The organism is Photorhabdus sp. HUG-39 (assembly GCF_963878365.1).
In the GTDB taxonomy this organism is placed as follows: domain Bacteria; phylum Pseudomonadota; class Gammaproteobacteria; order Enterobacterales; family Enterobacteriaceae; genus Photorhabdus; species Photorhabdus kayaii.
In genome coordinates this window covers 1-26,000 of the sequence record NZ_CAWNWY010000006.1, presented here as the reverse complement: position 1 = coordinate 26,000, position 26,000 = coordinate 1, and the positions used below count along the sequence as shown (strand labels likewise).

Sequence of the window (26,000 nt, the reverse complement as noted above, 5' to 3'; positions counted from 1 at the left end):
AGATAACGGGTATATTTCAATCCACACTATGGCAGATAATGACTATGTATAAATTAAATAATAAATATAGCAAAATAACATTCATGCTGGCATTAGCCTACAGTATGATGCCCTATCGTTCTGATGCAGAAACACTAATAACCTCGGCTCAATCATCTAAACAGCCAGCTGAAAATAAGGCTGACCTTGGTAAAATTAACGTTTCAGCGACCAGTGAAAAAGATGAGGCAGGTTATGATGCGGTTTATGATAAAGATATTACCAATATTTACTTGGGTAAGGATTTGGTAGAACGTTATAAGGGTGCTTCACCAGCGGATGTTTTAAAAAGTGCAGTCGGCGTATTTAGTGGTGATTCGCGAAACAGTGGCGCATTAGATCCTAATATTCGAGGTATTCAAGGGCAGGGACGGGTTCCTGTTACCATTGATGGTACTGAGCAGGCAATTACCACTTGGCGTGGTTATAACGGTGCGAATAATCGTAATTATATTGATCCTAACTTGATCAGCAGCATTGAGATAGAAAAAGGCCCATCACTGACACGTGGAGTAAAAGGTTCGATCGGTGGGGCGGTAATGATCAAAACTTTGGGTATTGATGATGTGGTACCAATAGACGAACGATTTGGTATTAACTTGAAATTGGAAACCAGCAGTAATGCGGTTAAGGAACGAGTACCGCATCTGGAATTAGGGCAAGATTATCGGGATATTCCCGGTTTTAATCAGGGATTTAATTATGTTGATCCTGCGTTAGAAATTACGCCAAAAACGTCAAAAGATAATAAATTATTGGGCCTAAAAGATAATGCGATACGTCTAGCGTTAGGTACCCGACAGGAATATTTTGATTTAATGGCAGCTTATAGTTATCGCAGTAAAGGAAACTATTTTGCCGGTAAGGGGGGTGCTCATCGCTATGATGATCCCATTAATAAAAAGGATATAGAGATCCTTGATGGTGGTACCCGGTCGTATGATCCTTATTTGCCTTTTGTTGCACGTATATATCGCCCCGGAAATGAAGTGCCGAATACCTCCAGTGAAATGGAATCTTGGTTGTTTAAAAATAACTGGTATTTGGCTAACCAACAGACGATTGGGTTTGGTATCCGCGATACTAAAACGATTTACGGGGAGATTATGCCTTCGCGGCTTGGTTGGGCTCGGGCAGAAAATAACGTTTTACCACAGTGGCCGCTAGCGAATGTACATCAGCAGGCATTTAACTTGGATTATAAATGGAAACCTGACGGGAACAAATGGGTTGATTTTGATATGAAATTTTGGATTACCCGTACTATCAGCGATACCAATACTGCCGGGGGATATCCACGTGAACCGCGAGAGCGGGATGCTGTTTGGGATGTAAATGGTAAGGAAAGAGATCCAAATAAAGATGGTCGCTTGGTAGATACTGCTTCTACCAATACCCATAATAACCGTTGGGGTGTTGATCTCTCTAATGCTTTCGAATTGACCTCAAATTTAGATTTAACCTTGTCAGCTAGCCTACAACAGGAACGTTTAGGTTCCCATGATGATTATAAAGGGAAGAATTTTTCTAGTTTTCGATCACCCCCAAGAAAAGGACGCCGCCAGGAGAATAATATTGCTTTTAATTTTGACTGGCGGCCTACCTCATGGTTGGCATTAAGTGCTGGCGCTAGACGGGTAAGTTATTGGTCTAAGGATGATTTTTTAAATGAACGTTTGGCTGCCCGTGATATTGGTTATAGTAACAGTGAAAAATTGGTTGGCCAGGGGATACGATATCTGAGAACACTTACTGAGCAGGAAGCTATGTTGTATAAAAAATATAGTAATTGCGTTGATGACTGTTTTGATGATTTAGATGAATATTTAGAATATGAAGAAAAGAAGATCACAGAATCAAAAGAACGGGATTCAGTTCTTCGCCCTATGGCGCCGGTAGATGTGCTTTGGAAATATCATGACGATGGTAAGTTATATAAACAAGATAACCCTTATTTCAATGGGGAGCTTGATATGAATGAGCGCGTTATTGATCCTATAACGAATAAAGAAGTGTATAAATATGAATACAGTGCTGCTCAACAGAATAGCCGTTATATTGATGACTCTGGAGAAATACTAAATAATAGTGATAAGGGTGTTTATAAAGCGAAAAGTGAACAAGAGCGTTGGTCTAAACAACCTAAACGTAAAGATCATGCCTGGGCGCCGGTATTTTCCGCAACAGCCTATGTGAGTGATAATGCACGTATCTATACCCGCTATGCCGAAGCAGTACGTATGCCAAGTATTTTTGAGGATACCGTTGGCTTTTCTTCCGGTTTGACTGATAAGCCTACATGTGCTTTTAAACCTGAACGTAGTAAAACAGTGGAAGTGGGTTATGTGCATGATTTAAGTCAGTTATTGGGTGCGGAACGTAATGCGGATATTAGATTCGCTTATTATAATACCATCATTGAGAATGTTTTTGACCGTGACAGTAACTTTGTATTTACTCAATTAGATAAACAGAAATTATCCGGTTTAGAACTACAGGGGCGTTATGATAACGGTAATTTCTTTACCCATTTTGGTCTATCTTATAATCTTAAAAATAAAGTTTGCGATAAAACCGCATCACTTATGTTAGATCCAAGAAACCAATTTGGTGTTCCTGAATGTATTGATGGCGGTTTTCCCGGTGGTTTTTTAAGGACAACTATCCCACCTCGTTATTCTCTTAATCTGAATATTGGTGGCCGGTTATTAGATGAAAATTTAGAAATCGGCAGCCGAGTGTTATATCACAGCAGTGTGGAGAATAAGGATGAAAAATGGTTAATGAAAAAAATACCCGGTGTTTATAAAGGGATAAATAATAATCCGATGCGTTGGAACTCGGTAATGACTGTAGATGCTTATATTAATTATCAGGTTACACCAGATGTGGTTGTTGAATTATCTGGCACCAACTTAACCGATCGCTATTATCTGGACCCGTTAACGCGTTCCATGATGCCAGCGCCTGGGCGAACGTTTAAGCTTAGTGTCACCAGTCGGTTCTGACTCTTTAAGGGAGATTAGCCGGTTGCGGTTAAGAGCGCTGGCAATCTCCACAGATAACGAACGGAAAGATGGCTTGAAGTTATGATGAGAAATCGTTTTTATATTGGTTTGTTTGCTTCTTTACTGTTACATGCGGGTCTTGTTGGATTTATGGCGAGGCATTTACTGCGTGATGACAGTGCGAATAATCAATTAGTGAATTCGCCAATAATGAGTATGTCAATAGAAATGGTTGCTTCGGCAGCACCGGCCGGACAGGAACAACCGGTAGAACCGGAACCTATTCCACCCCCGTTACCGCCAGAGATAGTGGTAGCGGAATCGCCACATGAGGCAAAAATAGTCCTTAATAAGCCTGCGGATAAGCCACGGAAACAAGAACGCCCGGAGCCACCGCCAGAAAAACATGCGGATGCTAAACCGAAGAGCAAGCCTCAGCCACAGAAAGAGCCGGTAGAAGATCCTCAACCAAAACTAGCAGAGCGCGGGCGTAAACTAGGGGCAGAGCAAAATCAACCAGAGCAAACGGAGGGGAGTTCTCAGTTAGCAGGGAGAGATGCTGTGGATTCACAAGCTGGCGCTCGTCAGGCGACGACCAGTCAACCGATCACTGGCGTTGGAGCTGATGAGTTACAAAGCTATCAGTCCGCCTTACGTCGTGAAATTGAAAAACATAAACGCTATCCGCGTCGGGCTAAGAAGATGAAGCAACAGGGTATCGTACAGGTCAGGTTTAGCTTGCTGGATAGTGGTGATTTGACGAATCACCAATTAGTGCAGAGTTCAGGCGCTGATGAATTAGACCGCGCTGCCCTTGCGGCTATCCAACAAGCTCGGTCGGTAGGGCTAAAACCGGCCGGTTTGCCAAGGGAGCTTACTTTAGCAATAGAATTTAATTTGAAATAAAGGTTTGGGCAGCGAAGAGATTGTCGCTGCCTTGATAATAGTGGCGTCATGTGGGGATGGCGTATTTCGTGTTTATCATTTATCGCTTTATAAACCGTCAGCATCGGTAAATAGGTATGCTGAATCAATGGGCGTAGTTGATTAATATGTTCGTCAGATAAAAAGTCATGTGTTGCTTGTACCGAGGCTTCCCAGATTTCGATCAGTTTATTGAAATCGGCCTTTATCGCTTGCTGAATCCTCATATTCATTCTTCTTAATCTTTTATTTCTCTAAACCGATGATGAATTAACACTATCACATTTGTTGTGATGGATCGCTTCAGATATTACTCAGGCTTAGCCGTTATTCCTATCCATTATTCTTATCAGAATCTTATGCTGTCTGTTTTGTGATCTATTTCATGAAACAAAGGAGAGAATTCAATCTATTTGGTCTAATATTACTTTTTATAGATAGTTGAAATTTAACCAATTTGATTAATTGAACAATCAAGCAACACTAAACTTTAAAACCTAAAAAAACAATGCGGAATTCTCTCTATTACTAACTATAATGAGGTATTGGTTAATCAGAAAGGGGATTGCGTCATATCTCATTAACGTAGTTTCGATTTGGATTGATCATTTCAGTTGGACGGTTAGTTCAATGATAAATATAAAATAACTTCTTGAGGATCATATTAATGAAAAGGGCATTTATATTTACACCAGGCATGTTAGCACTTTCGATAAGTGCAATTTCGAATGCACACGCTTATGACCATCTATATGTTTTTGGTGATAGCTTGAGTGATGGTAGAAAAGGTCATCGATACATGATAAATGGTAAAACTAATAAGTTGTATAATGATCTTATTGCTCAACATTTAGGGACTAAACTGGAGCCTTTCGATGAAGGTGGGACTAATTACGCCGTGGGTGGATCGACTGCTGTTCCTGATGTGAACAAAGATAACAATACTCAAAATCAAGTAGATAATTATTTGGCAAGCCACGGTGGTCGTGCTGATCCTAATGGCATGTATATTCACTGGATTGGTGGTAATGATCTTAAAGCTGTCATGTTAGGGGGAGATCCGAGAATTGTTGGAAGTAGCGCGATGGAAGCCTCGGCACAGGTGCATAAGCTTCTTGATGCGGGAGCTGGGATCGTTATTGTACCTACTGTTCCTGATATCGGTAAAACACCAATGATTATGAAAGCCGTCGTTTCTCAGGGACTCACTAAGCTCCCGATTTCTCTCACTCCTGACCAGGTTGAGGAATTAAAGGATATGATCCGTGCGAGCACTAATGCATATCCAACGATAAATGAAGATACTCGCTCTCAAATTATCCAAGGGATCTTTGAAAATCTTGCGGCCAAGGCTTCAAAGGGAGATGCTAAAACAGCGGAAGAATATAAGCGACAATTACTTGATAAGTATAACGAAATAAGCAGCAAAGCCTCAGGATTGGTTAACGAGTACAATAAATTAGAAGATACCGCACTTAGCAAGAAGGGCGGCAATATTGTTCGGGTTGATGTTAATGCACTTTTGCATGAAGTCATTAATAATCCTTTACGCTACGGTTTTTCCAATACCTTAGGCTATGCTTGTGTTCGGGATAGGGATGCTAATATTTGTAGTTCTGATGATACCGGTTTTGATGCCAGTAAATCCTTTTTGTTCTCTGACGATTTTCATCCAACTCCAGACGCACAGCGTATGGTCGGTCAGTACACTATTTCAATCCTTAATGCTCCACATCAGGTTATGTCACTGACGAATACCAACAATGTGCCGGTGAAAGGAGCGCTTGCCTCTCTTGACAACCGTTTGCAGCAGCTGCGCAGCGTGGGTAACGAGCAGAGTAAAATAGGCGTATTCGGTGGTTATAGTGGAAATCACAACAGTACATTGACACTGGGTAGTGACTATCAACTCACGGATAATATTCTGTTAGGCGGGATGATCTCGCGTTATCAGGATAAGCGCTCAGTTAATCATTTCCGCGCTGATGGCCGTGGTTATCTATTCACCACTTATGGCTTATGGCGTTACTACGATAAAGGTTGGATTAGCGGCGATCTTCACTATTTGGACATGAAATATGAGGATATTACGCGCGGTATCGTGCTCAATGAGTGGCTGCGCAAGGAGCATGCTTCGACAACCGGTCATCAGTGGGGAGGACGCATTACCGCGGGTTGGGATATTCCGCTGACATCTACGGTGATGACCAGCCCGATTATCCAGTACGCTTGGGATAAGAGTTATGTTAAAGGTTATCGTGAATCAGGTAATAGCAGTACGGCTATGCATTTCGGTGATCAACGTTACGATTCTCAGGTCGGAACATTAGGCTGGCGTCTGGACACTAATTTTAGTCGTTTTAACCCTTATGCCGAAGTTCGGTTTAACCATCAGTTCGGCGATAGGCATTATCAGATTAGTAGTGCCATTAACTCAACTGAGACATCTTTCGTTAGTAAAAGCCAAAAGCAAGACACTAACTGGCGTGAATACGTTATCGGTATGAATGCTGCTATTACAAAAGATTGGGGCGCTTTTGCGTCAATATCGCGCAATGATGGTGATGTTCAGAATCACACTTATGCTTTCAGCTTAGGTGTTAACGCCAGTTTCTAATTTCTGGTTAAAAGATACACGTTGATAAAACAGTAGCTCTCTGCTTGTCGTAATAGTGTGGCTATTATCGTAGTAATGCCCGACAACGTGATCGGGCATTTTTCGTGATGATTGCCTTATATCTTGGGTTGTTTATATACCCGTCATCTTTCAAGTTGCCTCTTTGTTGGCTGCACTCACTCACCCCGGTCACATAGTTCGCTATGCTCCCGGGGATTCGCTCCCTTGCCGTCGCGATGCATCTTGAAATCCATAGGGTATAAATATCCGGCCGGACAATTTGCCAAACAAAGTTTTCCTCGTTCACTGGGGAATAACCCATTTTTTCATACAGCCACGGTGCCATCGAAGTGACGAGCATAATATGACGAAGCTGTGCTATTTGGGGATGTTCCAGGCAACATGTCATTAGCCAGCGCCCTAATCCCAATCCTCGATAGTCGTCTAAAATAAAAACATCACTAAGATAACCAAAGGTTGTGAAGTCAGTCACGATACGAGCAAATCCTATTTGCTGAGTATTTTTATATAGACCAAAGTTCAAGCTATTTTCGATCGACAACTTAACTGTTTCCTTGTCAATTCCTTCTGCCCAAATGGATTTCGTTAAAAACTGCTGTATGATCATAATATCTAATTTATTTTTATCTGTAGTGACAACATATCCATCCTTTTCCCAACGATGCAATTTTTCCATGCCAAGCTTCCTCTTAAGATAAAATGATAATAATGGGTTATGATATCTCTGTGCTTAAATGTTTTGCCGAGACTTTTATCATGGAAAGAATATAGCGATTTGAATGAATAATGCCATAGGGCCGTATGTTGCTTCTTCAAATTTTCGACTATATAGACAGGCCCTTTTGTACAGAACAGACATCCATTTATTCAGAATTGTTTGACATTAGATAGACTTAATTTTGTCTTCCGGTATATACCATCGGAGAGAATTCTTAATGGGAGACGGAGTTACCATAACTAATCCTTTGTTAGCCAGTTTCAATAACAGATAACGTGCTTTGTAGATGGTGAAATCGCATTGTTCCGCTACATCACGCGTACTAGGCCATGATTCTGGTGGGGGAGCCGCTTGCATTTTACGAATAGTACATAATTCGGATATGACATTGAGTATTTGATCCGTCTGGGAAGGTTGAGTCGAATCTTTCCGGTTTTCCATATTAACTCCAGGCTTTATTGAACCCAGTTGGATATCTTGAGTAATTAGGATAATCCAACGGTTAATTTCAACACATGAGGGCAATCTGAATGCTTTATACCCTATGGATTTCAAGATGTATCGCGACGGCAAGGGAGCGAATCCCCGGGAGCATAGATAACTATGTGACCGGGGTGAGTGAGTGCAGCCAACAAAGAGGCAACTTGAAAGATGACGGGTATATTCAGTCATAAAGAATTGCCGGGTATATCCTGTTTGGTCAAGGTTGGTTTTTATACGATGCAGAATGATTATATCGAAAAATTGAAATTTTAGATCTTTTAATTTGAAAAACAAATTGCATAAAGTATTTTATTCTTATATAGATATAATTTGCGACACTATAGATCGCAAATGATCGTATTGAAATGTTATCTAAGTATTTTGTTGTGAAATTATTTGAATTTGTATTTTTTGTTTTTATTAATTGAATTATTCTGTAATACTTGAAAGGTTGATAGGGTCATGGTTCATATATAAATATTTTTTATGATTTATTACTGGCACAAATTTTTCTAATCTTCATAAGATTAAAATAGGATTGATAATAAAATTATTTATTTAAAATATATTGTTGTTCTATGCCGGTATTGATCGTTATTAGATAATCGTAATAATTTGAAATGAAAATGAATAAAATTATAATATCGGCCATGTTAATATTGGGTGTTGTGTCTATTGCATTTATAGCACATAAAGCTGATCGAAGTTATATCACAGTGACCTTTAATGGCGCTATTATTGCTATACCTTATTCTACCGGACAGGATCTTTTGGGTAAGACTGTAAATCCTGGGAAAATTTCCAACGTAATATTGAAAAAGGCGAGAGCTTCAACCCATAAAAGTCTTGAGAACCATTTGGTAAATTGCAGATTACAACCAGTAGTTCATCAGTTATTATCCCGGGCAACATTGAAAATATTGCTGGCTTTACCTTGGGTGGCTAATAAGACGGATAAATCTCCGAAGTTGTGCCAGCGAAAGAAGCTTCATATATTCAGATTAATGATAAATTTTACTTTTTAATAGCTATTTCTTGATTATGAGACAGTTGAGGTTTGATTATTTTCAATAAAATTTTGGTGTTTAAGTTATCCTCACTATATAATTTATTTATTCATGATATCTCTCAATATTAAATTATTTTCATATCAATCTATAATTAATCTTATAAGTTTGCAATTGAATCATTTATTTATAAAAGTAATTAATTTATTGGATATTAGTTGTATATTGCTTGAGTAACAATATTGATATTTTTAATGAATTAATTCTATTGTATAAATAAGTAATATGTTTGTTAGATAAATATCAGTAAATATTAATTGAGAAATATTCTTGCAATAGATCATTTGTAAACAAAATTAAACATTAATAACGTGATTTTATTGTTGATTTATGTTAACAATAATAAATATAAAGCATCTATTTTAATGTTAATTTTTCCTTGTTAATTGTTATCGAAGAATAAATATATACCCAATGGATTTCAAGATGCATCGCGACGGCAAGGGAGCGAATCCCCGGGAGCATAGATAACGATGTGACCGGGGTGAGTGAGTGCAGCCAACAAAGAGGCAACTTGAAAGATGACGGATATAGGCTTTTAACCGTTTAATAACGTTGTAAATACCGGCTTTCCTTTAGCATTGATTGTTATCTGTTCTGTTAAAATAGTGATTTTGGTTTTGTATTTTCTAACGAAAAAAGCATGAAAAATAACAAAAACGTGAACAAACATGGCAAAACATCGTTTTTCGGACAACATTTTTTTGAGCTGTATATGGATCATGTGGAGCATTGCTCTGGGATTCTATCTGGCTGGTAATTTTTTTGGCTGTGCAGTGACAGCGATTCTCTCTTTTTTGGCTCTAATATTTTGCTTTATTCACATGAGGTCGAGATTAAAAACTATGTTTGGAAAAAAAGCAGAGGCAGCGGCTGTTGAGCCGGTATCTCAATTTGTTGATGATAAAAAGAACGCCGGTGCAGAGGCTCGTCGTTGTACTATTGTTGCCAAAAGCTCGGTATTTAAGGGCGATATTGATGTAGAAGGTGATATACAAATCTGGGGCAAAGTGATTGGCAATATCCGGGTGAAAGAGGGTGCGATCCGCATTATGCATGCTGGACGGGTTGAAGGTGAACTTAGCGCGCCAGAAATCATTATTGATGGTGACGTTGTGGGGACTTGCTGTGCAGCAACGTTGGATATTCTTGAACATGGTGAGCTGCGTGGAATCAGTCGTTGTGGCAGTATGTCTATCAAGCGCGGAGGCCTGTTTTTTGGGCAATCGGAACAGGTTGAAAACAAAACAGCATCTGAACGTGTTGTACCAATAAAAGATACCAATAATGATAAATCTAAAGATAAGGCCACGGTAAAAACAAGTGCCTGATAAACCAGGCCCGTGTGACATCTGATTCAGAGACTTTTGGCACGGGCCACTTCCTTTTTAGTTTAAATCATGTTGTTCTATTTCCTCTGATTAAAGTATATGGTTAGGTATCCTATTTGTTAATTAATATTGGGAGGAGAAGAATATGGTTGTGGTGTTGGAAACAGACAGATTAATTATGCGTTCATGGAGAGAAGAGGACAGATTACCATTTTATCATTTGAATAGTAACGCAGAAGTTATGGAATATTTTCCTGCCACTTTGACGGTGGAACAGAGTAATACTATGGTGGATAGGATTATCCAAAGATTTGAGCAGCAGGGTGGTTGGGGATTATGGGCTGTAGAGCTGAAAGAGACCGGGGATTTTATTGGTTTTGTCGGTTTGAATATTCCTGTGGCGGAATTACCGTTTTCACCTTGTATCGAAATTGGATGGCGTCTTGATAAGCCATTTTGGGGTAAAGGTTACGCTAGTGAAGCCGCACGTAAAGCATTGGATTTTGCTTTCACCCAATTAAAACTTGAGGAAATAGTTGCATTTACGACAATTTCCAATTTGCGATCTCAAAAAGTTATGAAGCGGCTTGACATGGTGAAAGATGAAAATACTTTCTTGCATCCTTCATTACCGAATGGGCATCCGCTTCATGAACATGTGCTTTACCGGATTCGTCAATAATAGCGCTATTCTCTTTTCTGGTTTTCGTTACTTTGATGTTTTATACTATTGTTGCATAGATTGTATCTTGGAAATTCAAATGAAATATGAATTAGCTGTTATGGCGGCCTTGACTAAACTAGATCATCCTAATACCCGTTCAATTGTAGAAGCGACAGGGATATCTGAACGTAAGGTGCAACAGGTTTTGCAAATATTGCAACAAGACTTAGAGGTAAAGATTAACCGTATTAGAAATGGGAAGATCAGTTATTTTGAAGTTATTTCTTGGGGAATATTTGAAAGTGGTCAGGCAATTAACTGTAAATTGAGCGATTTGGATCTGGCTAAGTTTAAATATTCCCGTCAGCAAGAGAAAGATATTAGAAGCCAAAAGAATAGAAAAACAATAATGACAACTTATAGTGAAAAAAAACATTATTTTGACCGTGTGAAATTAAAAAACTATAGAGATAGTATGCGTCTTGAAGGGATGAATATTGTTACGAATAGTTTGCCTGAAACACCGAAAGAGCAAAAAAATCTTAAAGATAAACTAATTAGAAAATATAGTTTACAATGAGGTAGTTATGGTAGATAAATATGGAACAGGGCAAGATCCCTATACATATCCGGGCATAGATACACTTATCAATAAATTAGCTATTCGTGATCCTGTTGTTCTTGAGCAGGCAGAAAGGGAACTCACTGAACTTGCTATATTGAATATTTCATTCCAGGAACCACCTTACCATTTGCTCTTTTGGCGTCAACTCCATAAACAGATATTTTCTGATTTATACCCTATGGATTTCAAGATGGATCGCGGCGGCAAGGGAGCGAATCCCCGGGAGCATAGATAACTATGTGACCGGGGTGAGTGAGTGCAGCCAACAAAGTGGCAACTTGAAAGATGACAGGTATATATGATTGGGCTGGTCAGCTAAGGATAATTGATAAATCTAAAGGGGATACCCGCTTCTGTCATGCTAAATGTATTGAGATAGAAGGGAATAGGATATTTGATATGCTAGAGAATGAACATTATCTTGTAGGATTAAACTATCAGAAACTTATTAGAAAACTTGCTGAATATTATGCAGAATTAAATGTGATTCATCCTTTTAGAGAAGGAAATGGGCGAACACAGCGACTATTATTTGAATATATTGTTATAAACTGTGGATATAAAATCTCTTTTGAATCTATAGATGCTAAACAGTGGATTGAAGCTAATATTTCTGCTTATCAATGTAACTATCAGCCATTAATAAGGATTTTTGAAAATTGTGTCTCTTAAATTATATAATTTTGAGATGATATAATAAATTATTTACTGGTATTTTTTATCTAAGATTTCTGGTGATTTCAACTTATGAGCTTGCCGATTAAGCATTCCACTTAATTTTGATTGAATTTATTTAAAGTGATTGACGGTTTAAAAAATATAAAATAAATAGAACCGTACAATGAAAGCGACAAGAACAAAACTATCCTTGTCACTTTGTTATTAAATATATTATTATCAATTGATTTAAAGGCAAATTGTCCAAAAGAAAAGGCTAATAATCATTACTGGCGTACATGTCTTAGCGCATTTACTCAGAGATTTCTCATTGTAATAACATAAATTTGCCGACGCGAAGTTAGGCGAGAAAGCGGTAATGCTCAATACTAAAAAACAAATTGATAGCTTTTTCATGGTTGGTACCTCATCAGGGGATTATGTAGAGTAAAATAATTTATCCTAGCTACTAATTATTGTTCAAGAATAGGTAATAAGTTCTCTTTTCGTATAATTTTTTGTTGTATTGTTGAAAATCTGTTGAAGTTAAGTATGGACTTTAATGATTTTTTAGCTGCTGGTATTTTGAGTAGAAATAATATACGCTTTAGTGTTTGTTTTAACTGACTTATTTAATTTAATTAAGATCATACTATAAAATTATTTTTCTTTACCAATAAGTAGGCTAGGGTTGTTATGCTTGAATATGCGATACTAAAAAAATCAAAGGCGCTAAATTTTTAATTAATGAAAACTTTATAAAGTTTCCAGACATTAAAATACCTATTGATATTACGTATGAAAATAAAAAATATGGTTTTGATATGGGGTTGTTCAACGGAGATAAATATGTCAGATTTGACTCATTGATGATAAAAGAGCATGACGATTTTCTAATATTAGAATGTGTCAATAAAACTGGTGTTATATGGTTTGTTTTTTTATTTAAAAATTATATTCCTGAAGAAATAAAAAACTGTAATTTTAGTGTTATCATTAATAATATGTTTGGTGATAAATGTGAACACCCCTTATGAGCTCAAAGCTCTTGGAGAGAAAATCTCTTAGGAGTCATTATGTCAAAGCAGAAAGCAGCCATTAAAGATATCAAAAAATTTGATACGCAGCAGGTGTATACTGCTGTGGGTGGGGCTATTGACTTGTTGATAAAAGCTGCCCCAAAAATGTTTGAGCATAAGCCAAAAGTTGAGCTTCAGGGAAAGCGTAAGAATCATCACCAAGCTGCTTAAAATTTTTTGAGTAGTCATCAATAAACCTGCCTACAGTGCGGGTTTTTTCATATCTACACCGCTTAATTGCGGTTTTTTTATTTCCATAGGAATCGAAAATGCAAACTCGTTCATTTCTTCTTGATACCGAGTCATGGGATTTAACGTTAGATGATTCTGGAAATATCGCCATTACTGATAATCCCTATTCTGTAGCGCAGGATGTCGCTTGTGCCTGTAGTACATATCTGGGTGAGTGCTGGTATGACACAGCATTGGGTATTCCTTATTACCAGCGAATTTTGGGATATTGGCCGGGAACTCAGCTAATCAACAGCAAAATGCAACAAGAAGCAATGAAGTTACCTTATGTTCAGTCTGCCACTTGTAAAGTTATAAATGGAAAGGAGAGAACTATTGCGGGCATGATGACAATAACGGACATGAACAATCAATCAACGGTGGTAAATTTCTGATGACTAACTCTGTAGTACTGACAACAAGTGTTCCAGGTGTAACCTTTACAAAGACGGGTCTAACTGTGCCCGACGAGGTTGATATTTTAAATGGGCGGCTAAATGATTTGGCTACAGCAATGGGTGGTGCAATGAGTACGAGCTTAACAACACCGCAAGGTCAAATAGCCATGAGTGATGCGGCTATCATTGCTGACAAGAACGATCAGTTACTTGCTATCGTCAATCAAATTAATCCGGATTATGCAACCGGACGTTTTCAAGATGCTATCGGACGAATTTATTTTTTAGATCGAATTCCAGCATCGGGAACAACGGTAACAGCAACATGCACTGGGTTAGTTAATACAGTTATTCCAATTGGTAGTATTGCTCAAGATAAAAAAGGGTATCTTTATCATTCACTAACAGAGGTTAAGATCCCGGGCAGCGGCTCTGTTGATGTTGTTTTCCAAAACTCAACATCAGGGCCGTTAGCATGCCAAATTGATGACTTGAACACGATTTATAGCTCGGCGCCCGGCTGGTCTGGTATCAGTAATGCGAATGCTGGCGTACCTGGCGCAGATGAGGAAACCCGCGCTAATTTTGAGTATCGTCGTAAACAATCTGTTGCTAAAAATGCGACAAACTCATTACATGCCATTTATGCCGCAGTATTAGAAGTAAATGGCGTGGCAGACGCATACGTTATTTCAAATGATACTTCGGTAGTAAAAACGGTCGGGGTATCAAAATACAGAATAGCGCCGAACTCTATTTATAGTGCTGTGTATGGGGGAAAAACTGAGGATGTCGCTAGAGCAATCTGGAAGAAAAAGCCTCCAGGTATTCCTACGAACGGAAATACAACTCACACAATTGTGGATGATGAAAACTATGTTCAGCCTTACCCCGAATATGAAATTAAATATGTGATACCCGCGCCCATTCGTGTCTATGTTGACGTCTCACTTGCGAATAGCGATTACCTTCCTGCTGATATTGAAACACAGGTTAAGTCAGCTATAGCGCAAGCATTTAACGGAGAAGACGGTGGAACGCGAGCAAGAATAGCATCTACATTATTTGCTGGTAGATATTATTCAGGCGTTTATAACATAGATACATCGAGTGTTGATATTTACAATATTACGCTTAGCCGTGACGGTATTACTTATTCAACATCAATTAGTTTTGGTATTGATGAAATCCCAACGCTTGACGTTGATAATATATCTGTGAAATTAGTAGGTTCATAAATGGAAAATGTGGGAGCAACTATTCTTGCTCAGTATGCCGCTAGTCCAAAACTCAACTCACTTATTCGAAGCTTCAATGCCGCTGTTTCCTCTGCTGAATTTATTAATACATTTTACGATCTGATTTGGAACATTGACACAGCAAATACTTACGGACTGGATGTGTGGGGAAAAATAGTGAATGTCAGCAGGCGGCTTACTGTTAATGAAAATGTAAAATATATAGGTTTTGGTGAAGCTTTACTGAATGTTCCGACAACGACAGATCCAAATCCATTTGACCAAGCACCATTTTATTCCGGGGAGTCAAAAACAAAAACTATTGAGCTATCAGATCAGATGTACCGAAAGCTAATTATGATGAAAGCCATGTCAAATATATCTGACTGTACTATACCAAACATCAACAGAATGCTTGTTTATATGTTTAGCGATAGTGGACGTGCATATATCACTGATGATGGAAATATGAAGATGAGTTATGTATTTGAATTTCAGCTATCAACAGCAGAATTAGCAATTGTTCAAACATCGGGAGCACTGCCTTACCCGGTTGGTGTCAGTGTCGCAATCGTTCAAAGGATACCAACAAATGAAATCAACTGAAAAACCTAATCTTATTGCTGTTCCGTTTGCGAGCGCCGGAGACTATAACGAGATTGCAACAAAATCAACTGAAAGCAGCTTGGCAAAAGGCGTAGCTACGTATCTGAGCGGTTTTCCCCCGTTAACGATGACAGCAATATCTGCTGGTGGAATTCCTCCATCTGGCAAGGATATGAACGGGATATTGAATGATATTACTACCGCAATACGTTATTCAATGTCTGGTGGCTTGTATTCGTATAATGCTGACTTTAGTGCTGCCATTGATGGTTATCCTAAAGGAGCCATTGTTGCCAGTTTTGATGGAAGTAAAATTTGGTGGAATGGGGTAGAAGATAACAATACAGATCCGGATAGTACATCAGTTTCCGGTTGGAAAAATCTACTAGCAGATCCTAATGGGTTATTTCTACAGAAAGCTAATAACTTATCTGATATTAATAACAAAGCGACAGCGCGTAATAATTTGGGACTGGGAGAGATTGCAACTCAAGATTTTATTCCTGACGCCACACTCACAGAAAAAGGCATCACCCAACTTACAGACAAGACAGGTAACAGTAATACCCTTGCAGCAACTCAGAAACTTGTTTCTGATGTGAATGATAATGCCAATAATAAGCTCGCTAAAAATCAAAATGGCGCTGACATCTTCAATAAAACTGAATTTGTAAAAAATATCGGTTTATCGGAAACGATGGAGTTGGCTAAAGGGGCGGTGCCGAATAGCCGGAAAATTAACGGGAAGCTGTTGGCCGGGGATATTAGTTTGAATGCTGGGGATGTGGGAAGTTATGCTAAATCTGAGAGCGATAATACTTTCTTGCGCATTTCTAGCGATAAAACCGCAACAATTGGCAGTTTACTGATTGATAGTAAAACGCCATTTCCTGAATTGCGTTTCAAATCGAAAGATGGGTATGTATTGGGGATTAACGGTTCAGAAGGGAAATTGTTGCATATCTATTCTAACGATACCAGGAATCAGCGGCGTTACAATATATTAATACCTGAGAGAAGTGGTACTCTTGCATTACAAAATGCAGCCATAAAATCCGAAAATGGCTGGTGGCAATGTGGAGATACGGGGATTATTATTCAATGGGTTAAGGTTGCATCAGGTCAGCAATCATGGATAAAAGTAAATTATCCAATTTCTTTTAAAAATAAGTTTTTTGGTTATACTGCAAGCATGTCGAGTATAAATACATCAACTGGTCACACATTAGTACGTAATGCAACATTATCGACATTTGAATATCAAGTAGGTACTCCCAACAATAATGAGAACCCAGGCAAAGTTGTACATATATTATTTTGGGGGGTATAAATGGTCTATTTTTCCAGAAAAGAATGTGCTTTTTATAATGAAGCTCATGAAGAGTGTGTTGAAATAACAGTAGAAAAACACAATGAATTGCTTGACGGTCAATCACGCGGCTTTGCTATCGTCAGAGGTAAAGAGGGTTATCCAATTCTTACAAAGCAAGCACCGTCTGTTTATCACAAATGGGATAGTGAAAAGTGGATAATATCAGAAAGTGATAAAATAAAGCTTAGACGGGAACAGCAGCAACAAGCAGAACATAAGAAACAGCAACTTATGTTCACTGTAAGTAAACAGATCGCTCCGTTACAAGATGCTGTAGATTTGGGGATGTCGAGTGATGAGGAAAAATCGCTGTTAGCAGAGTTAAAAAAATATAGAGTATTATTGAACCGTGTTGATGTTAATTCAGCGTCAGATATTAACTGGCCCGAAAAACCCTTAGAATAATGGAATCAGGGCCAATTGAACCGACCCCCAATAGTTAGATAAGTCTAATCAAAAATGGCTTTTTTGCACTACTCTGACTGAATCGCCCTTTAAATGTTGGATAACCATCCAACATTTAAAGGTGTAGTCCATTTATGCTTTAATCTATTAGATAATCATCAACCCACCAGGATAATACTTAATCCAGTCAATAGCAGCATTGGGGTTAAATGGCTCAATACTCAGTCCTTCCAGGCATTGCCAGAGTTCCTGGGTGTTCTGGGTGGTAATAACAATACAGTCCGGCATCACCCGGATTTTTAGTGGCATTCCGAAGGTAAATCCCGCCTCCTGTAACCATTTTCCTTTTAAAGAAATGCCGTTTTTAGCTACCTTGCCAAAACGTTCAGCTTGGGAAATTCGCTGAATTGTTTTATTATCGCGTTTAGCCATAATTAACTACCTCGTATAGTTAGTTGTGGTAAGCAGGGTTATCGGGTGCCAGCCCGGTAGCTCTGCGTCAGTGAAAATAGTCTCTCAATGTCGAATTATGAACTATAGGTCACTTTTATGCAATAAAAATGTGACCTATAGTTTATCTGGGCTTTTCGTTTTCAGGCAGTCCATTGAGGGCGTCATTCCAGTGTTGATCCCGTTCTATATTATTCACTATTTTGCTGATCCATGTTTCTGATTTGCCCCACCGTATAGCCAGTTCGCGGCGCGTCCAGCCTTTTCGTTTCATTTCAGACTTAAACAATTCTGGCGGTATACGTTTCAAAATTACTCCACAAATATAAACTATTTATTGACACATCATAGTATAGCCATTTCGCCGGTAGGGTGACATTAGTAAATAAAATGACCGCAAAAACTGACGGTATCAAGTGCTGGATTTATGAATAATGCCCTATGAGGCAGAGATCTGGTGAGGCATTTTATTTTGCACTATGCATTATAAAATAGAGGTAGTTACTATGCTATAGACATAAAAAAACCAACCTAATTGTGGTTGGTTTTTCCAAAAGCTCCGCGGCTCCTTTGCGTATCCTTTTGTGTCCCTTCGTTGTCCGGTCAGTGTCCAATCAACTTTGCTAACTTACTGTTTTTAAAGCTGTTGTCCTGTCACTGTCCTTACTAAATTGGTGGAGCTGGCGGGAGTTGAACCCGCGTCCGAAATTCCTACAGTTTCCTATAGATATATATAAAACATATAATTATGTTATTTTTCAATATATTACTGTGCAATAAGAAACAATTCAGAACACTGATTTTTGAGCTGAGTGGACACAATGTGGATCTTATTGGTTCTCTAACTCCAATTGTGTAAGAGGATTCTTTGTTATTGCATCTTCTAAATGATCAGGGGAGAAGTGCGCATAAATCATAGTCATTTTGATGTCTGTATGGCCTAGAATTCGTTGCAATACCAATATGTTGCCTCCGTTCATCATAAAATGACTGGCGAATGTGTGCCGTAAGACGTGAGTACATTGACCTTCTGGTAAGTCAATTCCCGCTCGTTTTACCGCCCGTTCAAAAGATTTGCGGCATGGGGTAAATAATTTACCTCGTTTCTTGGGAATCTGATTATATAGTGATTCGGAAATAGGTACGGTTCTGTTACGTTTGCCTTTAGTTTTGATAAATGTAATTCGATGCGGGGTTACTTGATTACCTTCTAATTCTTCCGCTTCGCTCCAGCGTGCACCTGTAGCTAAACAGATTTTGGTAATTAAAAGTAAGTCTTTGCTTTTGGATTCCTTGCAGGCATCCAGTAAATAGATAATTTCATCAGGATATAAAAAGGCCAGTTCATTTTCTTGAATCTTGAATGTTGGCAAACCTGATAATGGGTTAGGATAGCTAATATGCCCAAGTTTTCTTAGAGTACCAAAGACAGACGATAAATTACGGTGTTCAAGGTTTACTGTGATTGGTTTCACTGCCATGATTCTACCTTTTGAATCAGGTAATAAACCCATTAACCGCTGTTCTCTGTATTTACTAAAGTCAGCGGCAGTAAGCTGATTAGCCGTAGGATCACCTAGCCCATTACAGATGGCTGTCAGTTTTGACAGTAATCTGGCGGGGTCTGCTAATGTTCGGCCATAGAGTGAATGCCAGAGTGAAATTAACTCAGATAGTTTTCTGTTATCTTCTTTCTCTGCTATCCAGGGTTTATCTTCCATTTCACCCAAGATATAACGCTCATAAGCAACAGCTTCGCCTTTAGTTGCAAATTTCTTACGAATACGTTTACCCTTCACGCCATTGGGCCGTAGATCACAGAGCCATTCACCAGAATCAATTTTTTTGATAGACATTATAAGGCCGTATAAATAGAAATAACTTTACCTAGGACAGTAATATCATCTATATCGCAGTCGATAGGATATTTACCGCCATCCATACGTATTTTATTGCCGGGGATCAATTCCAATTCCTTGAATTGATATTTTCCTGAGAATTCGATTAACCATTTTCCATCATTGGTATTTTTTTGTTTTCTATCAATGAAATAAATATTTTCGCCATACTTGATTGCTTCAATATCACCATAGTTTTTAGGAAGGATGTCTTTATCAAAGGTGAGGGAACTAGATTGTTGGAGTTTTTCATCAACGAGCTCGAATGTGGTTAATTTCACTGTTTCAGCTATGGTGCTGTTCATGTTTCCTATACCAAATGAAAGCCACTCAATGGAAGCTCCAGTTTCTAAGGCACACCGTAAGACGATATCGTAAGGAAAATTATCTCTTGTTATACGATTCCCTAAAGATCCCTTGCTGATCGACAAATAATTAGCCAATTGGCTATATGATTTAAACTTATATGCCAAACAGATTCTATCTATCGTTTCTCTTGCATTTGCGTACTGTTGCATTTTTTCACCAAAGGCGGACTTTTTTAGTTTACGTACTTATATGGCGATCGTAATATCTCAGCTGTAAGGTACTTCAATGTAGTACTTTGAAGTGCAAGGTAATACAATCACAAAAAGTTTAGAACATGGAACACAAAAGGAGAATATGTACTATGCAGATTGTTAATTCAATACAAGCTCAATCACGTTGGGTTACGTATGATAGATTTTGTGAATTATCAGGCGTTTGCAAGAGAACGGCTAAATATTATGTTGCTACTGGTAGGCTAAAAATTAAGCCTAAGAAAAAATCAAATGAGCGTGTTTTCATTGATTGGTGGGATTGGTGTAAGGATTAGGTTTCCCAATAATCGTTCTCGTTTGGTCTTAACGTTCACATTATGTGAATAAAAAGGTAAATAACAATGTTTGATTATCAAGTTTTCAAACAAGTACACTTTGATCATGCTTGCTGGGTATTCGCCAACGCTCATAGGGGCAACTTAGCTCAAATTTCGGGAGTTATCGGAATGAATCCGCAAATGCTGCGCAACAAGCTGAACCCTGAGCAGCCCCATATGCTGACTTGTGTTGACTTGATGAAGTTAACCGATGCAACGCAAGATGCATCTATTTTGGATGGATTACTGGAGCAATTGCAGTGTCAACCATCGGTGCCGGTGAATGAGATTTGTGATTCCAACATGTCGAGTTATTTGTTAGGTGCAACGGCAGAAGTGGGAAAATTGGCAAGCACTGTTGTTTCAGGAGGTCATTTCAACCATACCCGTGTGGCTGAGTTTAAGAAGGCAGTTAATAATGCGATCAGACTATTAACTTTAGTGGGTATTACCATTTCATCAAGATTGCATTCTAATGCCTGCGTCTAGTTCGGTGGTTGATGTTGTTGTAGGTATTGGAGCATTGTTAGTGTGAGGTCAGCATGAACGCATTAAAGCAACAAGAACACCAATATAAATTGACTGGTGAATCATTTAAACCTCAAAAAGATAGGTTTATCTATCCAATCGTTCTATGTGCTTTTGCTTATTTTATTCTGTTCCTGATTCGATGAGGCTTATATGAACACGGAATATCAATTTGAATCAAGCGAACAACGTGCATTCTCAATATCTTTTGAAACGCGGGTTAATGGATTAAATAAAGTTGCTCAAGTCAGGGCACAATATTTCAAATCTGATAATAAAGAGTTAAGTGTCTTTATTAATGAGATGAGAGATAAACGTAGCGAAAACTATGTGGATAATAAACGCGTGTTAGCTGCCATTTTCTACATAGCACGTATACCAACCGATAAGCATGAGCTGGCATTGAGTGAATTAACTAGTGAAGAAATGACTAATTTGATACGAGCAATAAATCTTATCAAGGCCGCGAGTGCATTATTGCCAAATAACTTATCATTACCGAATTAAATAATAAAAATTACCGATTTAATTTTATTGGCGTCAACACGTCAGGGATTCTTTTTATCTTAAAACAGGAAATAAAGAATGGAATATACAAATATTGAAAAGTTAATCAAGCAGGTTCGGGAGGATGAGCGTAAACATTATGCTGATTGGTATTCATCCCGTTTAGAAAAGTTGTCCGCACATGTTTTGAAAAACAAAATGGAATATGCCGTCAGTGCTGCGCTTTTGAAAAGTGAATCTGAGAACATCGACCGCCAGGCGCAGGAATGGAATTACATTTGAAACTGGTTTTGAATTGCAACAGAAACATTATCGGAATGTGTGATATGGAAAAACTTTATACCATTAGGATAGGAACTTCATTTTTTGATGTCGCTGTCTCATTTAATATCGTCGGTGGCTGGCTGAATGTGAAATATACCGTTGGCGATGTTTTAATTATTCGTGAATATGATTATGACAATAATCGGTTCACGGGTAGAAATCTTCTGTCAAAAATAATCCTAATCCACGATGACCCCGAAAAAACATCCCATGCCTTATTGCGATTTGAAAGAATTAATCCCGTTGATTTTTTTCAGTATGGGAATAATAGCCATGAGTAAAACCATTAAAAATCTCAATGCAGTTCATAATTTAATATGACGTATTACAACGAAATTGATCCCTATGCAGCTCAATGGCTGAGAAATTTAATTGCTGCTGGTCATATAGCGCCAGGTGATGTTGATGAGCGTTCAATAGAGGATATTAAACCTGATGAACTCTGTAATTACACACAATGCCATTTTTTCGCTGGAATTGGAGTCTGGAGTTATGCCCTCCGGCGTGTGGGATGGTCGGACGATAAACCAGTCTGGACAGGTTCCTGCCCGTGTCAGCCTTTCAGTACGGCAGGCAAAGGAACTGGGTTTACTGACGAGCGGCACTTATGGCCTGCATTCTTCCATCTCATTGAGCAATGCAGACCTGACATTGTGTTTGGTGAACAAGTTGCGAGCAAAGACGGCCTCGGTTGGCTCGAACTTGTACAAACTGACCTGGCGGGAGCGAATTACGCCTCAGCAGCGGTTGATATTTGCGCTGCGGGCGTCGGTGCTCCGCACATCAGACAGCGACTTTATTGGGTGGCCAACGCCAACAAGCAAGCGATCATCGGGGGAGTGGTTCAACGGTCATCCGAAAAGATGGCAGAAATCGGATGTTCAACAAACTGACTTATGCAACAGAGCAGGGAATAGCTGGCGAAATGCTGACTGGATCTCTTGTCGGGATGGAAAGCAAAGGCCAGTTGAATCCGGCACATTCCCGCTGGCTAATGGGATTGCCAATCGAGTGGGACGACTCCGCGCCTATGGAAATGCCATCGTTGCGCCGGTCGCAGAAACATTCATTAGTGCATATATAGAATCCGAGAAAGAATGCAAGCTAATACGGTAGAACATAACAACGGCGCACAATCACCAATGCGCCGCCAATACAGCAAATTCCAGCCAGAGATGCCACACAGCGCAGTTCTGGCTGCGTGCGTTTCTTTGCCTTGGGATAAACCTATCCAGTCGATAGTCAGACCGTTCCCGACTTATGCTGAACAGTACCAGAAAGAAGAAGAGCACCGGACGATTGCAAAGGTGATCAAAGAACGTGCTTACGTTCAGCAGTTATTAAAAAAGCAACCTTTTGTTGTCCGTTTGGATGTTCAGTACCGGGTTAATGTTTTAGAAAAAGAGCAAGGGACGCAACGCGCCGAGGCTTTTTTGTCTAAGACATTCGTCGACCACATCTTACCTAGGGTCAATTTGGTGACCGAGCGTTACCAGATTCAGGAAATCGAGGCGGATAATGCGCTTTATATGGCGCGGTTTAACCGCATTCCTGATATGTCACGGGAAGATATCGAGTTACTGGCAAATGATATTTCTCAGTTTGTTTTTCAGAAGCTGGAGACAGCCGCCGAAGAGAGGCCAGAAGAAGGAGCGCTGAAACGGGCGCATGTCTTGTATATGAGGGCGGCAGCGATCACGAAAGCCTATCGTCAAGATGCGCCTTACTGGGCTAAGCTGACTGGTCGCTTCTTTGGTGAGACGGAGGCTATTGCCGCCATTTCTCGCATGACCTCAGATAAATGGTGGTTGGGACGGTTGCGCCGTCTGGCGGCGGAATGGCGTGAGCATTTGCAGATTTCAATCAATCGCGTCAGCAAAAAGACCAGTATCTACGCCAGCAAAACGGCTATTTCTGAGTGGAAAGAGCAGAAGCACCGCACGAAAGAATTTATCAAGTCGATGGAACTGGAAGATGAAGAGGGCAACCGCGTCAGCCTGATTGATAAATATTATGGCAGTGTGGCGAACCCGGCGATCCGTCGTACCGAAATGATGGTGCGTATCCGGGGATTTGAAAATATCTGTAATGAACTGGGCTATGTGGCTGAGTTTTACACACTGACCGCGCCCTCTAAATACCACGCCACAACCCGACACGGACACCGTAACCGTAAGTGGAACGGATGCAGTCCGGCAGATACACAACAATATTTAAGCGGTCTTTGGGCAAAAATCAGAGCCAAACTCCATCGTAATAATTTGCGTATCTTTGGTATCCGGGTGGCTGAACCCCATCACGATGGTACACCTCATTGGCATATGCTGTTTTTTATGCAGCCAGACCAAGCGGATCAGGTGTGCGATATTATCCGTGAGTATGCCTTGCAGGAGGATCGCCACGAACTGCGGACTGAAAAAGCCCTGAAAGCCCGGTTTCATGCCGAGAAGATTGATCCCGAAAAAGGATCAGCAACGGGTTATGTGGCGAAGTACATTTCTAAAAACATTGATGGCTACGCTATGGACGATGAGCTGGATGATGAAAGCGATCGCCCCATGAAAGAAGCTGCTGTGGCTGCGAGCACGTGGGCGGCGCGTTGGCATATCCGTCAGTTTCAGTTTGTGGGTGGTGCACCCGTGACGGTTTACCGTGAATTACGCCGCATGGCAGACCATGATACTGCGATGGGATTAAGCGTTGAATTTGCTATTGTGCATGATGCGGCGGATAACGGCGACTGGGCAAACTATATCAATGCACAGGGTGGCCCGTTTGTGCGTCGTGACGATTTGGTAGCGCGTCTGTGGTATGAAACACAACCGGAAACTAACACCCACGGTGAGGATGTGATCCGCATCAAGGGTGTCTTTTCGCCCTTGGTGGGGATGGATACCCCTATCTTAACCCGGTTCAAGAGCTGGAAGATTGTGCCGAAGTTAGCCGAAGCGTCAGCGGAGGCTGGTTTTAGCGGTGCGCCCGCACCGCCTAGGAGTTCTGTCAATAACTGTACGGAGGCACGAAATACGGTTAGTCAAGGAAGTGATCTGTATTTAGATGAATTCTATTACGGTTGGCATCAAATGAGTGAGAAGGAAAAAATACAGCGAGTTCATGAATCGGCAAAATTACAGAGTTTGGCGATGAGTGATGTGCTGGCACGTTCGTTACTGGAGGGGGGGAGTATGACCATAGATGGACAGCGTTATTGTTTATCTATGTTCGGTCATCTACATAAAGTTAAAAAAACGCATACTGAAACAACAAAAATGATAATGAGTAGGTTAAGTGAAAAATTGGGTATCCAGATTGATACTAATGAAATTATTCGTGACCCAAAAGGCCATTATCTGAACATGTTGAAGAAAATGGAATCAGAAACGATAGAAGTCACATAACACACTATTTCATAACATAATTACTTCACTTGTTAATTATATTTATATATACTGTATAAAAATACAGTATTGTGGGATTAAGAGGATGGTAGATTTTTTTGCTGAGTCAATTTCATTGGAACGAGTTGATTTGCTGTTACGCTTGGCTACTAATAGAGGTTGCAGTAATGATGAGCGTTATCAAGCTCTTATTTGGTGTTCAGAATTGACTACTCAATTAATTAAGCAATTTGATGAAAATGGGGTGAGAGTTAAAAAAGCCACTAGCTAGATAGTGGCTTGGCTCAAAGCTTGAATTAGGCAGCGCTAGTTTGCAATAAATCCAATGCCATTTGACGCTGTTGCGGGTTGAGGTTGTTAATCACGGTCTGCAACAGTTGATCACCTGTTTTTGCACTGGGACTTAGCGTGTGCGAAAACGTCAAATTCATAACAAATGTATAACCACATTCAACACTGGAACACGCGCAGTACAGATCAGCAATTTCACGGTGCTTCCGATTCGTCTTGCGAA

The 26,000-nt window shown here is 39.6% G+C and carries 27 protein-coding genes and 3 pseudogenes; 23 read left to right on the top strand and 7 right to left on the bottom strand.

The annotated features are described in order from the left end of the window. Positions 1-44: 44 nt before the first annotated feature. From AAC155_RS06120 to AAC155_RS06110, 3 genes are all read left to right on the top strand, one after another. Positions 45-3,047 (top strand): TonB-dependent receptor domain-containing protein, encoded by a 3,003-nt coding sequence (locus AAC155_RS06120; protein WP_113041419.1) that lies wholly within the window; start codon positions 45-47, stop codon positions 3,045-3,047. Between the two features lie 81 nt (positions 3,048-3,128). Then, positions 3,129-3,953: an energy transducer TonB gene (locus AAC155_RS06115; protein ID WP_113041418.1), complete on the top strand. Its 825-nt coding sequence runs from the start codon at positions 3,129-3,131 to the stop codon at positions 3,951-3,953. A gap of 685 nt (positions 3,954-4,638) precedes the next feature. Then, positions 4,639-6,588 carry an autotransporter outer membrane beta-barrel domain-containing protein gene (locus tag AAC155_RS06110; protein ID WP_113041417.1) on the top strand — a complete coding sequence of 650 codons (1,950 nt, stop codon included), beginning with the start codon at positions 4,639-4,641 and terminating at the stop codon, positions 6,586-6,588. 259 nt (positions 6,589-6,847) lie between these two features. Here the strand turns inward: AAC155_RS06110 and AAC155_RS06105 are convergent. Beyond that, positions 6,848-7,285: pseudogene (locus AAC155_RS06105) on the bottom strand (GNAT family N-acetyltransferase); the annotation flags it as partial. A 207-nt stretch (positions 7,286-7,492) separates the two neighbouring features. Further along, positions 7,493-7,768 (bottom strand): FaeA/PapI family transcriptional regulator, encoded by a 276-nt coding sequence (locus AAC155_RS06100; protein ID WP_112876683.1) that lies wholly within the window; start codon positions 7,766-7,768, stop codon positions 7,493-7,495. 89 nt (positions 7,769-7,857) lie between these two features. On the opposite strand from AAC155_RS06100, the gene AAC155_RS06095 reads away from it, so the two are divergent. The 12 genes from AAC155_RS06095 to AAC155_RS06040 all read left to right on the top strand — a co-directional run bounded on the left by AAC155_RS06095 (position 7,858) and on the right by AAC155_RS06040 (position 17,483). Beyond that, positions 7,858-8,001, top strand: a complete 144-nt coding sequence (locus tag AAC155_RS06095; protein ID WP_158536503.1) for a hypothetical protein — start codon at positions 7,858-7,860, stop codon at positions 7,999-8,001. Positions 8,002-9,722: 1,721 nt separating this feature from the next. Further along, complete coding sequence (locus AAC155_RS06090) at positions 9,723-10,208, top strand: bactofilin family protein (protein ID WP_229015797.1); 486 nt, start codon at positions 9,723-9,725, stop codon at positions 10,206-10,208. A 145-nt stretch (positions 10,209-10,353) separates the two neighbouring features. Next, on the top strand, positions 10,354-10,890 hold the full coding sequence (locus tag AAC155_RS06085) for a GNAT family N-acetyltransferase (RefSeq protein ID WP_113041414.1): 537 nt from the start codon (positions 10,354-10,356) through the stop codon (positions 10,888-10,890). Positions 10,891-10,969: 79 nt separating this feature from the next. Continuing rightward, positions 10,970-11,452 carry a YhfG family protein gene (locus AAC155_RS06080; RefSeq protein WP_113041413.1) on the top strand — a complete coding sequence of 161 codons (483 nt, stop codon included), beginning with the start codon at positions 10,970-10,972 and terminating at the stop codon, positions 11,450-11,452. Between the two features lie 7 nt (positions 11,453-11,459). Further along, positions 11,460-11,732, top strand: a complete 273-nt coding sequence (locus tag AAC155_RS06075) for a hypothetical protein (RefSeq protein WP_229015796.1) — start codon at positions 11,460-11,462, stop codon at positions 11,730-11,732. 50 nt (positions 11,733-11,782) lie between these two features. Next, positions 11,783-12,169 carry a Fic/DOC family protein gene (locus AAC155_RS06070; RefSeq protein WP_205068533.1) on the top strand — a complete coding sequence of 129 codons (387 nt, stop codon included), beginning with the start codon at positions 11,783-11,785 and terminating at the stop codon, positions 12,167-12,169. Between the two features lie 1,061 nt (positions 12,170-13,230). Beyond that, positions 13,231-13,404: a hypothetical protein gene (locus AAC155_RS06065; RefSeq protein ID WP_158536502.1), complete on the top strand. Its 174-nt coding sequence runs from the start codon at positions 13,231-13,233 to the stop codon at positions 13,402-13,404. A gap of 98 nt (positions 13,405-13,502) precedes the next feature. After that, complete coding sequence (locus AAC155_RS06060; RefSeq protein WP_046973718.1) at positions 13,503-13,859, top strand: hypothetical protein; 357 nt, start codon at positions 13,503-13,505, stop codon at positions 13,857-13,859. Next, on the top strand, positions 13,859-15,100 hold the full coding sequence (locus tag AAC155_RS06055; protein ID WP_113041411.1) for a baseplate J/gp47 family protein: 1,242 nt from the start codon (positions 13,859-13,861) through the stop codon (positions 15,098-15,100). Before AAC155_RS06060 ends, AAC155_RS06055 begins: the two co-directional genes overlap by 1 nt. Next, positions 15,101-15,706, top strand: a complete 606-nt coding sequence (locus tag AAC155_RS06050; RefSeq protein ID WP_036770749.1) for a DUF2612 domain-containing protein — start codon at positions 15,101-15,103, stop codon at positions 15,704-15,706. Then, the gene (locus tag AAC155_RS24395) at positions 15,693-17,036 is read left to right on the top strand and encodes a phage tail protein (protein ID WP_387491872.1); all 1,344 of its coding nucleotides are present in this window, start codon (positions 15,693-15,695) and stop codon (positions 17,034-17,036) included. Before AAC155_RS06050 ends, AAC155_RS24395 begins: the two co-directional genes overlap by 14 nt. Next, positions 17,037-17,483 (top strand): tail fiber assembly protein, encoded by a 447-nt coding sequence (locus AAC155_RS06040; protein WP_113041410.1) that lies wholly within the window; start codon positions 17,037-17,039, stop codon positions 17,481-17,483. A gap of 147 nt (positions 17,484-17,630) precedes the next feature. Here the strand turns inward: AAC155_RS06040 and AAC155_RS06035 are convergent, their stop codons facing one another. The 4 genes from AAC155_RS06035 to AAC155_RS06020 form a co-directional block, all read right to left on the bottom strand. Then, the gene (locus tag AAC155_RS06035; protein ID WP_113041409.1) at positions 17,631-17,915 is read right to left on the bottom strand and encodes a SymE family type I addiction module toxin; all 285 of its coding nucleotides are present in this window, start codon (positions 17,913-17,915) and stop codon (positions 17,631-17,633) included. Between the two features lie 142 nt (positions 17,916-18,057). Then, positions 18,058-18,243 carry a helix-turn-helix transcriptional regulator gene (locus AAC155_RS06030; protein WP_046395821.1) on the bottom strand — a complete coding sequence of 62 codons (186 nt, stop codon included), beginning with the start codon at positions 18,241-18,243 and terminating at the stop codon, positions 18,058-18,060. A 520-nt stretch (positions 18,244-18,763) separates the two neighbouring features. Then, positions 18,764-19,789 (bottom strand): site-specific integrase, encoded by a 1,026-nt coding sequence (locus tag AAC155_RS06025; protein WP_113041408.1) that lies wholly within the window; start codon positions 19,787-19,789, stop codon positions 18,764-18,766. Next, on the bottom strand, positions 19,789-20,349 hold the full coding sequence (locus tag AAC155_RS06020) for a phage repressor protein CI (RefSeq protein WP_113041407.1): 561 nt from the start codon (positions 20,347-20,349) through the stop codon (positions 19,789-19,791). Before AAC155_RS06020 ends, AAC155_RS06025 begins: the two co-directional genes overlap by 1 nt. Before the next feature lie 152 nt (positions 20,350-20,501). Between AAC155_RS06020 and AAC155_RS06015 the strand changes: the two genes are divergently transcribed. The 8 genes and pseudogenes from AAC155_RS06015 to AAC155_RS05980 all read left to right on the top strand — a co-directional run bounded on the left by AAC155_RS06015 (position 20,502) and on the right by AAC155_RS05980 (position 25,757). Next, positions 20,502-20,687: a hypothetical protein gene (locus tag AAC155_RS06015; RefSeq protein WP_113041406.1), complete on the top strand. Its 186-nt coding sequence runs from the start codon at positions 20,502-20,504 to the stop codon at positions 20,685-20,687. Positions 20,688-20,753: 66 nt separating this feature from the next. Beyond that, a pseudogene (locus AAC155_RS06010) lies at positions 20,754-21,264 on the top strand (phage regulatory CII family protein). A gap of 146 nt (positions 21,265-21,410) precedes the next feature. Further along, entirely contained in the window at positions 21,411-21,764 is a 354-nt protein-coding gene (locus tag AAC155_RS06005) for a DUF5347 family protein (RefSeq protein WP_113041405.1), read from the top strand. 78 nt (positions 21,765-21,842) lie between these two features. After that, entirely contained in the window at positions 21,843-22,046 is a 204-nt protein-coding gene (locus tag AAC155_RS06000) for a DUF2732 family protein (protein ID WP_113041404.1), read from the top strand. A gap of 44 nt (positions 22,047-22,090) precedes the next feature. After that, positions 22,091-22,369 carry a DUF3850 domain-containing protein gene (locus AAC155_RS05995; protein ID WP_146748062.1) on the top strand — a complete coding sequence of 93 codons (279 nt, stop codon included), beginning with the start codon at positions 22,091-22,093 and terminating at the stop codon, positions 22,367-22,369. A gap of 36 nt (positions 22,370-22,405) precedes the next feature. Further along, positions 22,406-23,204 (top strand): annotated as a pseudogene (locus AAC155_RS05990) (DNA cytosine methyltransferase). Positions 23,205-23,263: 59 nt separating this feature from the next. Further along, complete coding sequence (locus AAC155_RS05985; protein ID WP_240002818.1) at positions 23,264-25,486, top strand: replication endonuclease; 2,223 nt, start codon at positions 23,264-23,266, stop codon at positions 25,484-25,486. Between the two features lie 85 nt (positions 25,487-25,571). Continuing rightward, a complete protein-coding gene (locus tag AAC155_RS05980) occupies positions 25,572-25,757 on the top strand; it encodes a hypothetical protein (RefSeq protein WP_113041402.1) in 186 nt (61 codons plus the stop codon). Positions 25,758-25,782: 25 nt separating this feature from the next. On the opposite strand, the gene AAC155_RS05975 is transcribed toward AAC155_RS05980, so the two are convergent. Beyond that, positions 25,783-26,000 (bottom strand): ogr/Delta-like zinc finger family protein (locus tag AAC155_RS05975; protein WP_113041401.1); only part of this gene is annotated, 218 nt, incomplete at its 5' end.

Excerpts from the sequence above, each read along its gene's own strand:
- AAC155_RS06120 (WP_113041419.1), top strand. The coding sequence starts at position 45 with ATGTATAAATTAAATAATAAATATAGCAAAATAACATTCATGCTGGCA.
- AAC155_RS06115 (WP_113041418.1), top strand. The coding sequence starts at position 3,129 with ATGATGAGAAATCGTTTTTATATTGGTTTGTTTGCTTCTTTACTGTTA.
- AAC155_RS06110 (WP_113041417.1), top strand. The coding sequence starts at position 4,639 with ATGAAAAGGGCATTTATATTTACACCAGGCATGTTAGCACTTTCGATA.
- AAC155_RS06100 (WP_112876683.1), bottom strand. The coding sequence starts at position 7,768 with ATGGAAAACCGGAAAGATTCGACTCAACCTTCCCAGACGGATCAAATA.
- AAC155_RS06095 (WP_158536503.1), top strand. The coding sequence starts at position 7,858 with ATGCTTTATACCCTATGGATTTCAAGATGTATCGCGACGGCAAGGGAG.
- AAC155_RS06090 (WP_229015797.1), top strand. The coding sequence starts at position 9,723 with ATGTTTGGAAAAAAAGCAGAGGCAGCGGCTGTTGAGCCGGTATCTCAA.
- AAC155_RS06085 (WP_113041414.1), top strand. The coding sequence starts at position 10,354 with ATGGTTGTGGTGTTGGAAACAGACAGATTAATTATGCGTTCATGGAGA.
- AAC155_RS06080 (WP_113041413.1), top strand. The coding sequence starts at position 10,970 with ATGAAATATGAATTAGCTGTTATGGCGGCCTTGACTAAACTAGATCAT.
- AAC155_RS06075 (WP_229015796.1), top strand. The coding sequence starts at position 11,460 with ATGGTAGATAAATATGGAACAGGGCAAGATCCCTATACATATCCGGGC.
- AAC155_RS06070 (WP_205068533.1), top strand. The coding sequence starts at position 11,783 with ATGACAGGTATATATGATTGGGCTGGTCAGCTAAGGATAATTGATAAA.
- AAC155_RS06065 (WP_158536502.1), top strand. The coding sequence starts at position 13,231 with ATGTCAAAGCAGAAAGCAGCCATTAAAGATATCAAAAAATTTGATACG.
- AAC155_RS06060 (WP_046973718.1), top strand. The coding sequence starts at position 13,503 with ATGCAAACTCGTTCATTTCTTCTTGATACCGAGTCATGGGATTTAACG.
- AAC155_RS06055 (WP_113041411.1), top strand. The coding sequence starts at position 13,859 with ATGACTAACTCTGTAGTACTGACAACAAGTGTTCCAGGTGTAACCTTT.
- AAC155_RS06050 (WP_036770749.1), top strand. The coding sequence starts at position 15,101 with ATGGAAAATGTGGGAGCAACTATTCTTGCTCAGTATGCCGCTAGTCCA.
- AAC155_RS24395 (WP_387491872.1), top strand. The coding sequence starts at position 15,693 with ATGAAATCAACTGAAAAACCTAATCTTATTGCTGTTCCGTTTGCGAGC.
- AAC155_RS06040 (WP_113041410.1), top strand. The coding sequence starts at position 17,037 with ATGGTCTATTTTTCCAGAAAAGAATGTGCTTTTTATAATGAAGCTCAT.
- AAC155_RS06035 (WP_113041409.1), bottom strand. The coding sequence starts at position 17,915 with ATGGCTAAACGCGATAATAAAACAATTCAGCGAATTTCCCAAGCTGAA.
- AAC155_RS06025 (WP_113041408.1), bottom strand. The coding sequence starts at position 19,789 with ATGTCTATCAAAAAAATTGATTCTGGTGAATGGCTCTGTGATCTACGG.
- AAC155_RS06020 (WP_113041407.1), bottom strand. The coding sequence starts at position 20,349 with ATGCAACAGTACGCAAATGCAAGAGAAACGATAGATAGAATCTGTTTG.
- AAC155_RS06015 (WP_113041406.1), top strand. The coding sequence starts at position 20,502 with ATGCAGATTGTTAATTCAATACAAGCTCAATCACGTTGGGTTACGTAT.
- AAC155_RS06005 (WP_113041405.1), top strand. The coding sequence starts at position 21,411 with ATGAACACGGAATATCAATTTGAATCAAGCGAACAACGTGCATTCTCA.
- AAC155_RS06000 (WP_113041404.1), top strand. The coding sequence starts at position 21,843 with ATGGAATATACAAATATTGAAAAGTTAATCAAGCAGGTTCGGGAGGAT.
- AAC155_RS05995 (WP_146748062.1), top strand. The coding sequence starts at position 22,091 with ATGGAAAAACTTTATACCATTAGGATAGGAACTTCATTTTTTGATGTC.
- AAC155_RS05985 (WP_240002818.1), top strand. The coding sequence starts at position 23,264 with ATGCCACACAGCGCAGTTCTGGCTGCGTGCGTTTCTTTGCCTTGGGAT.
- AAC155_RS05980 (WP_113041402.1), top strand. The coding sequence starts at position 25,572 with ATGGTAGATTTTTTTGCTGAGTCAATTTCATTGGAACGAGTTGATTTG.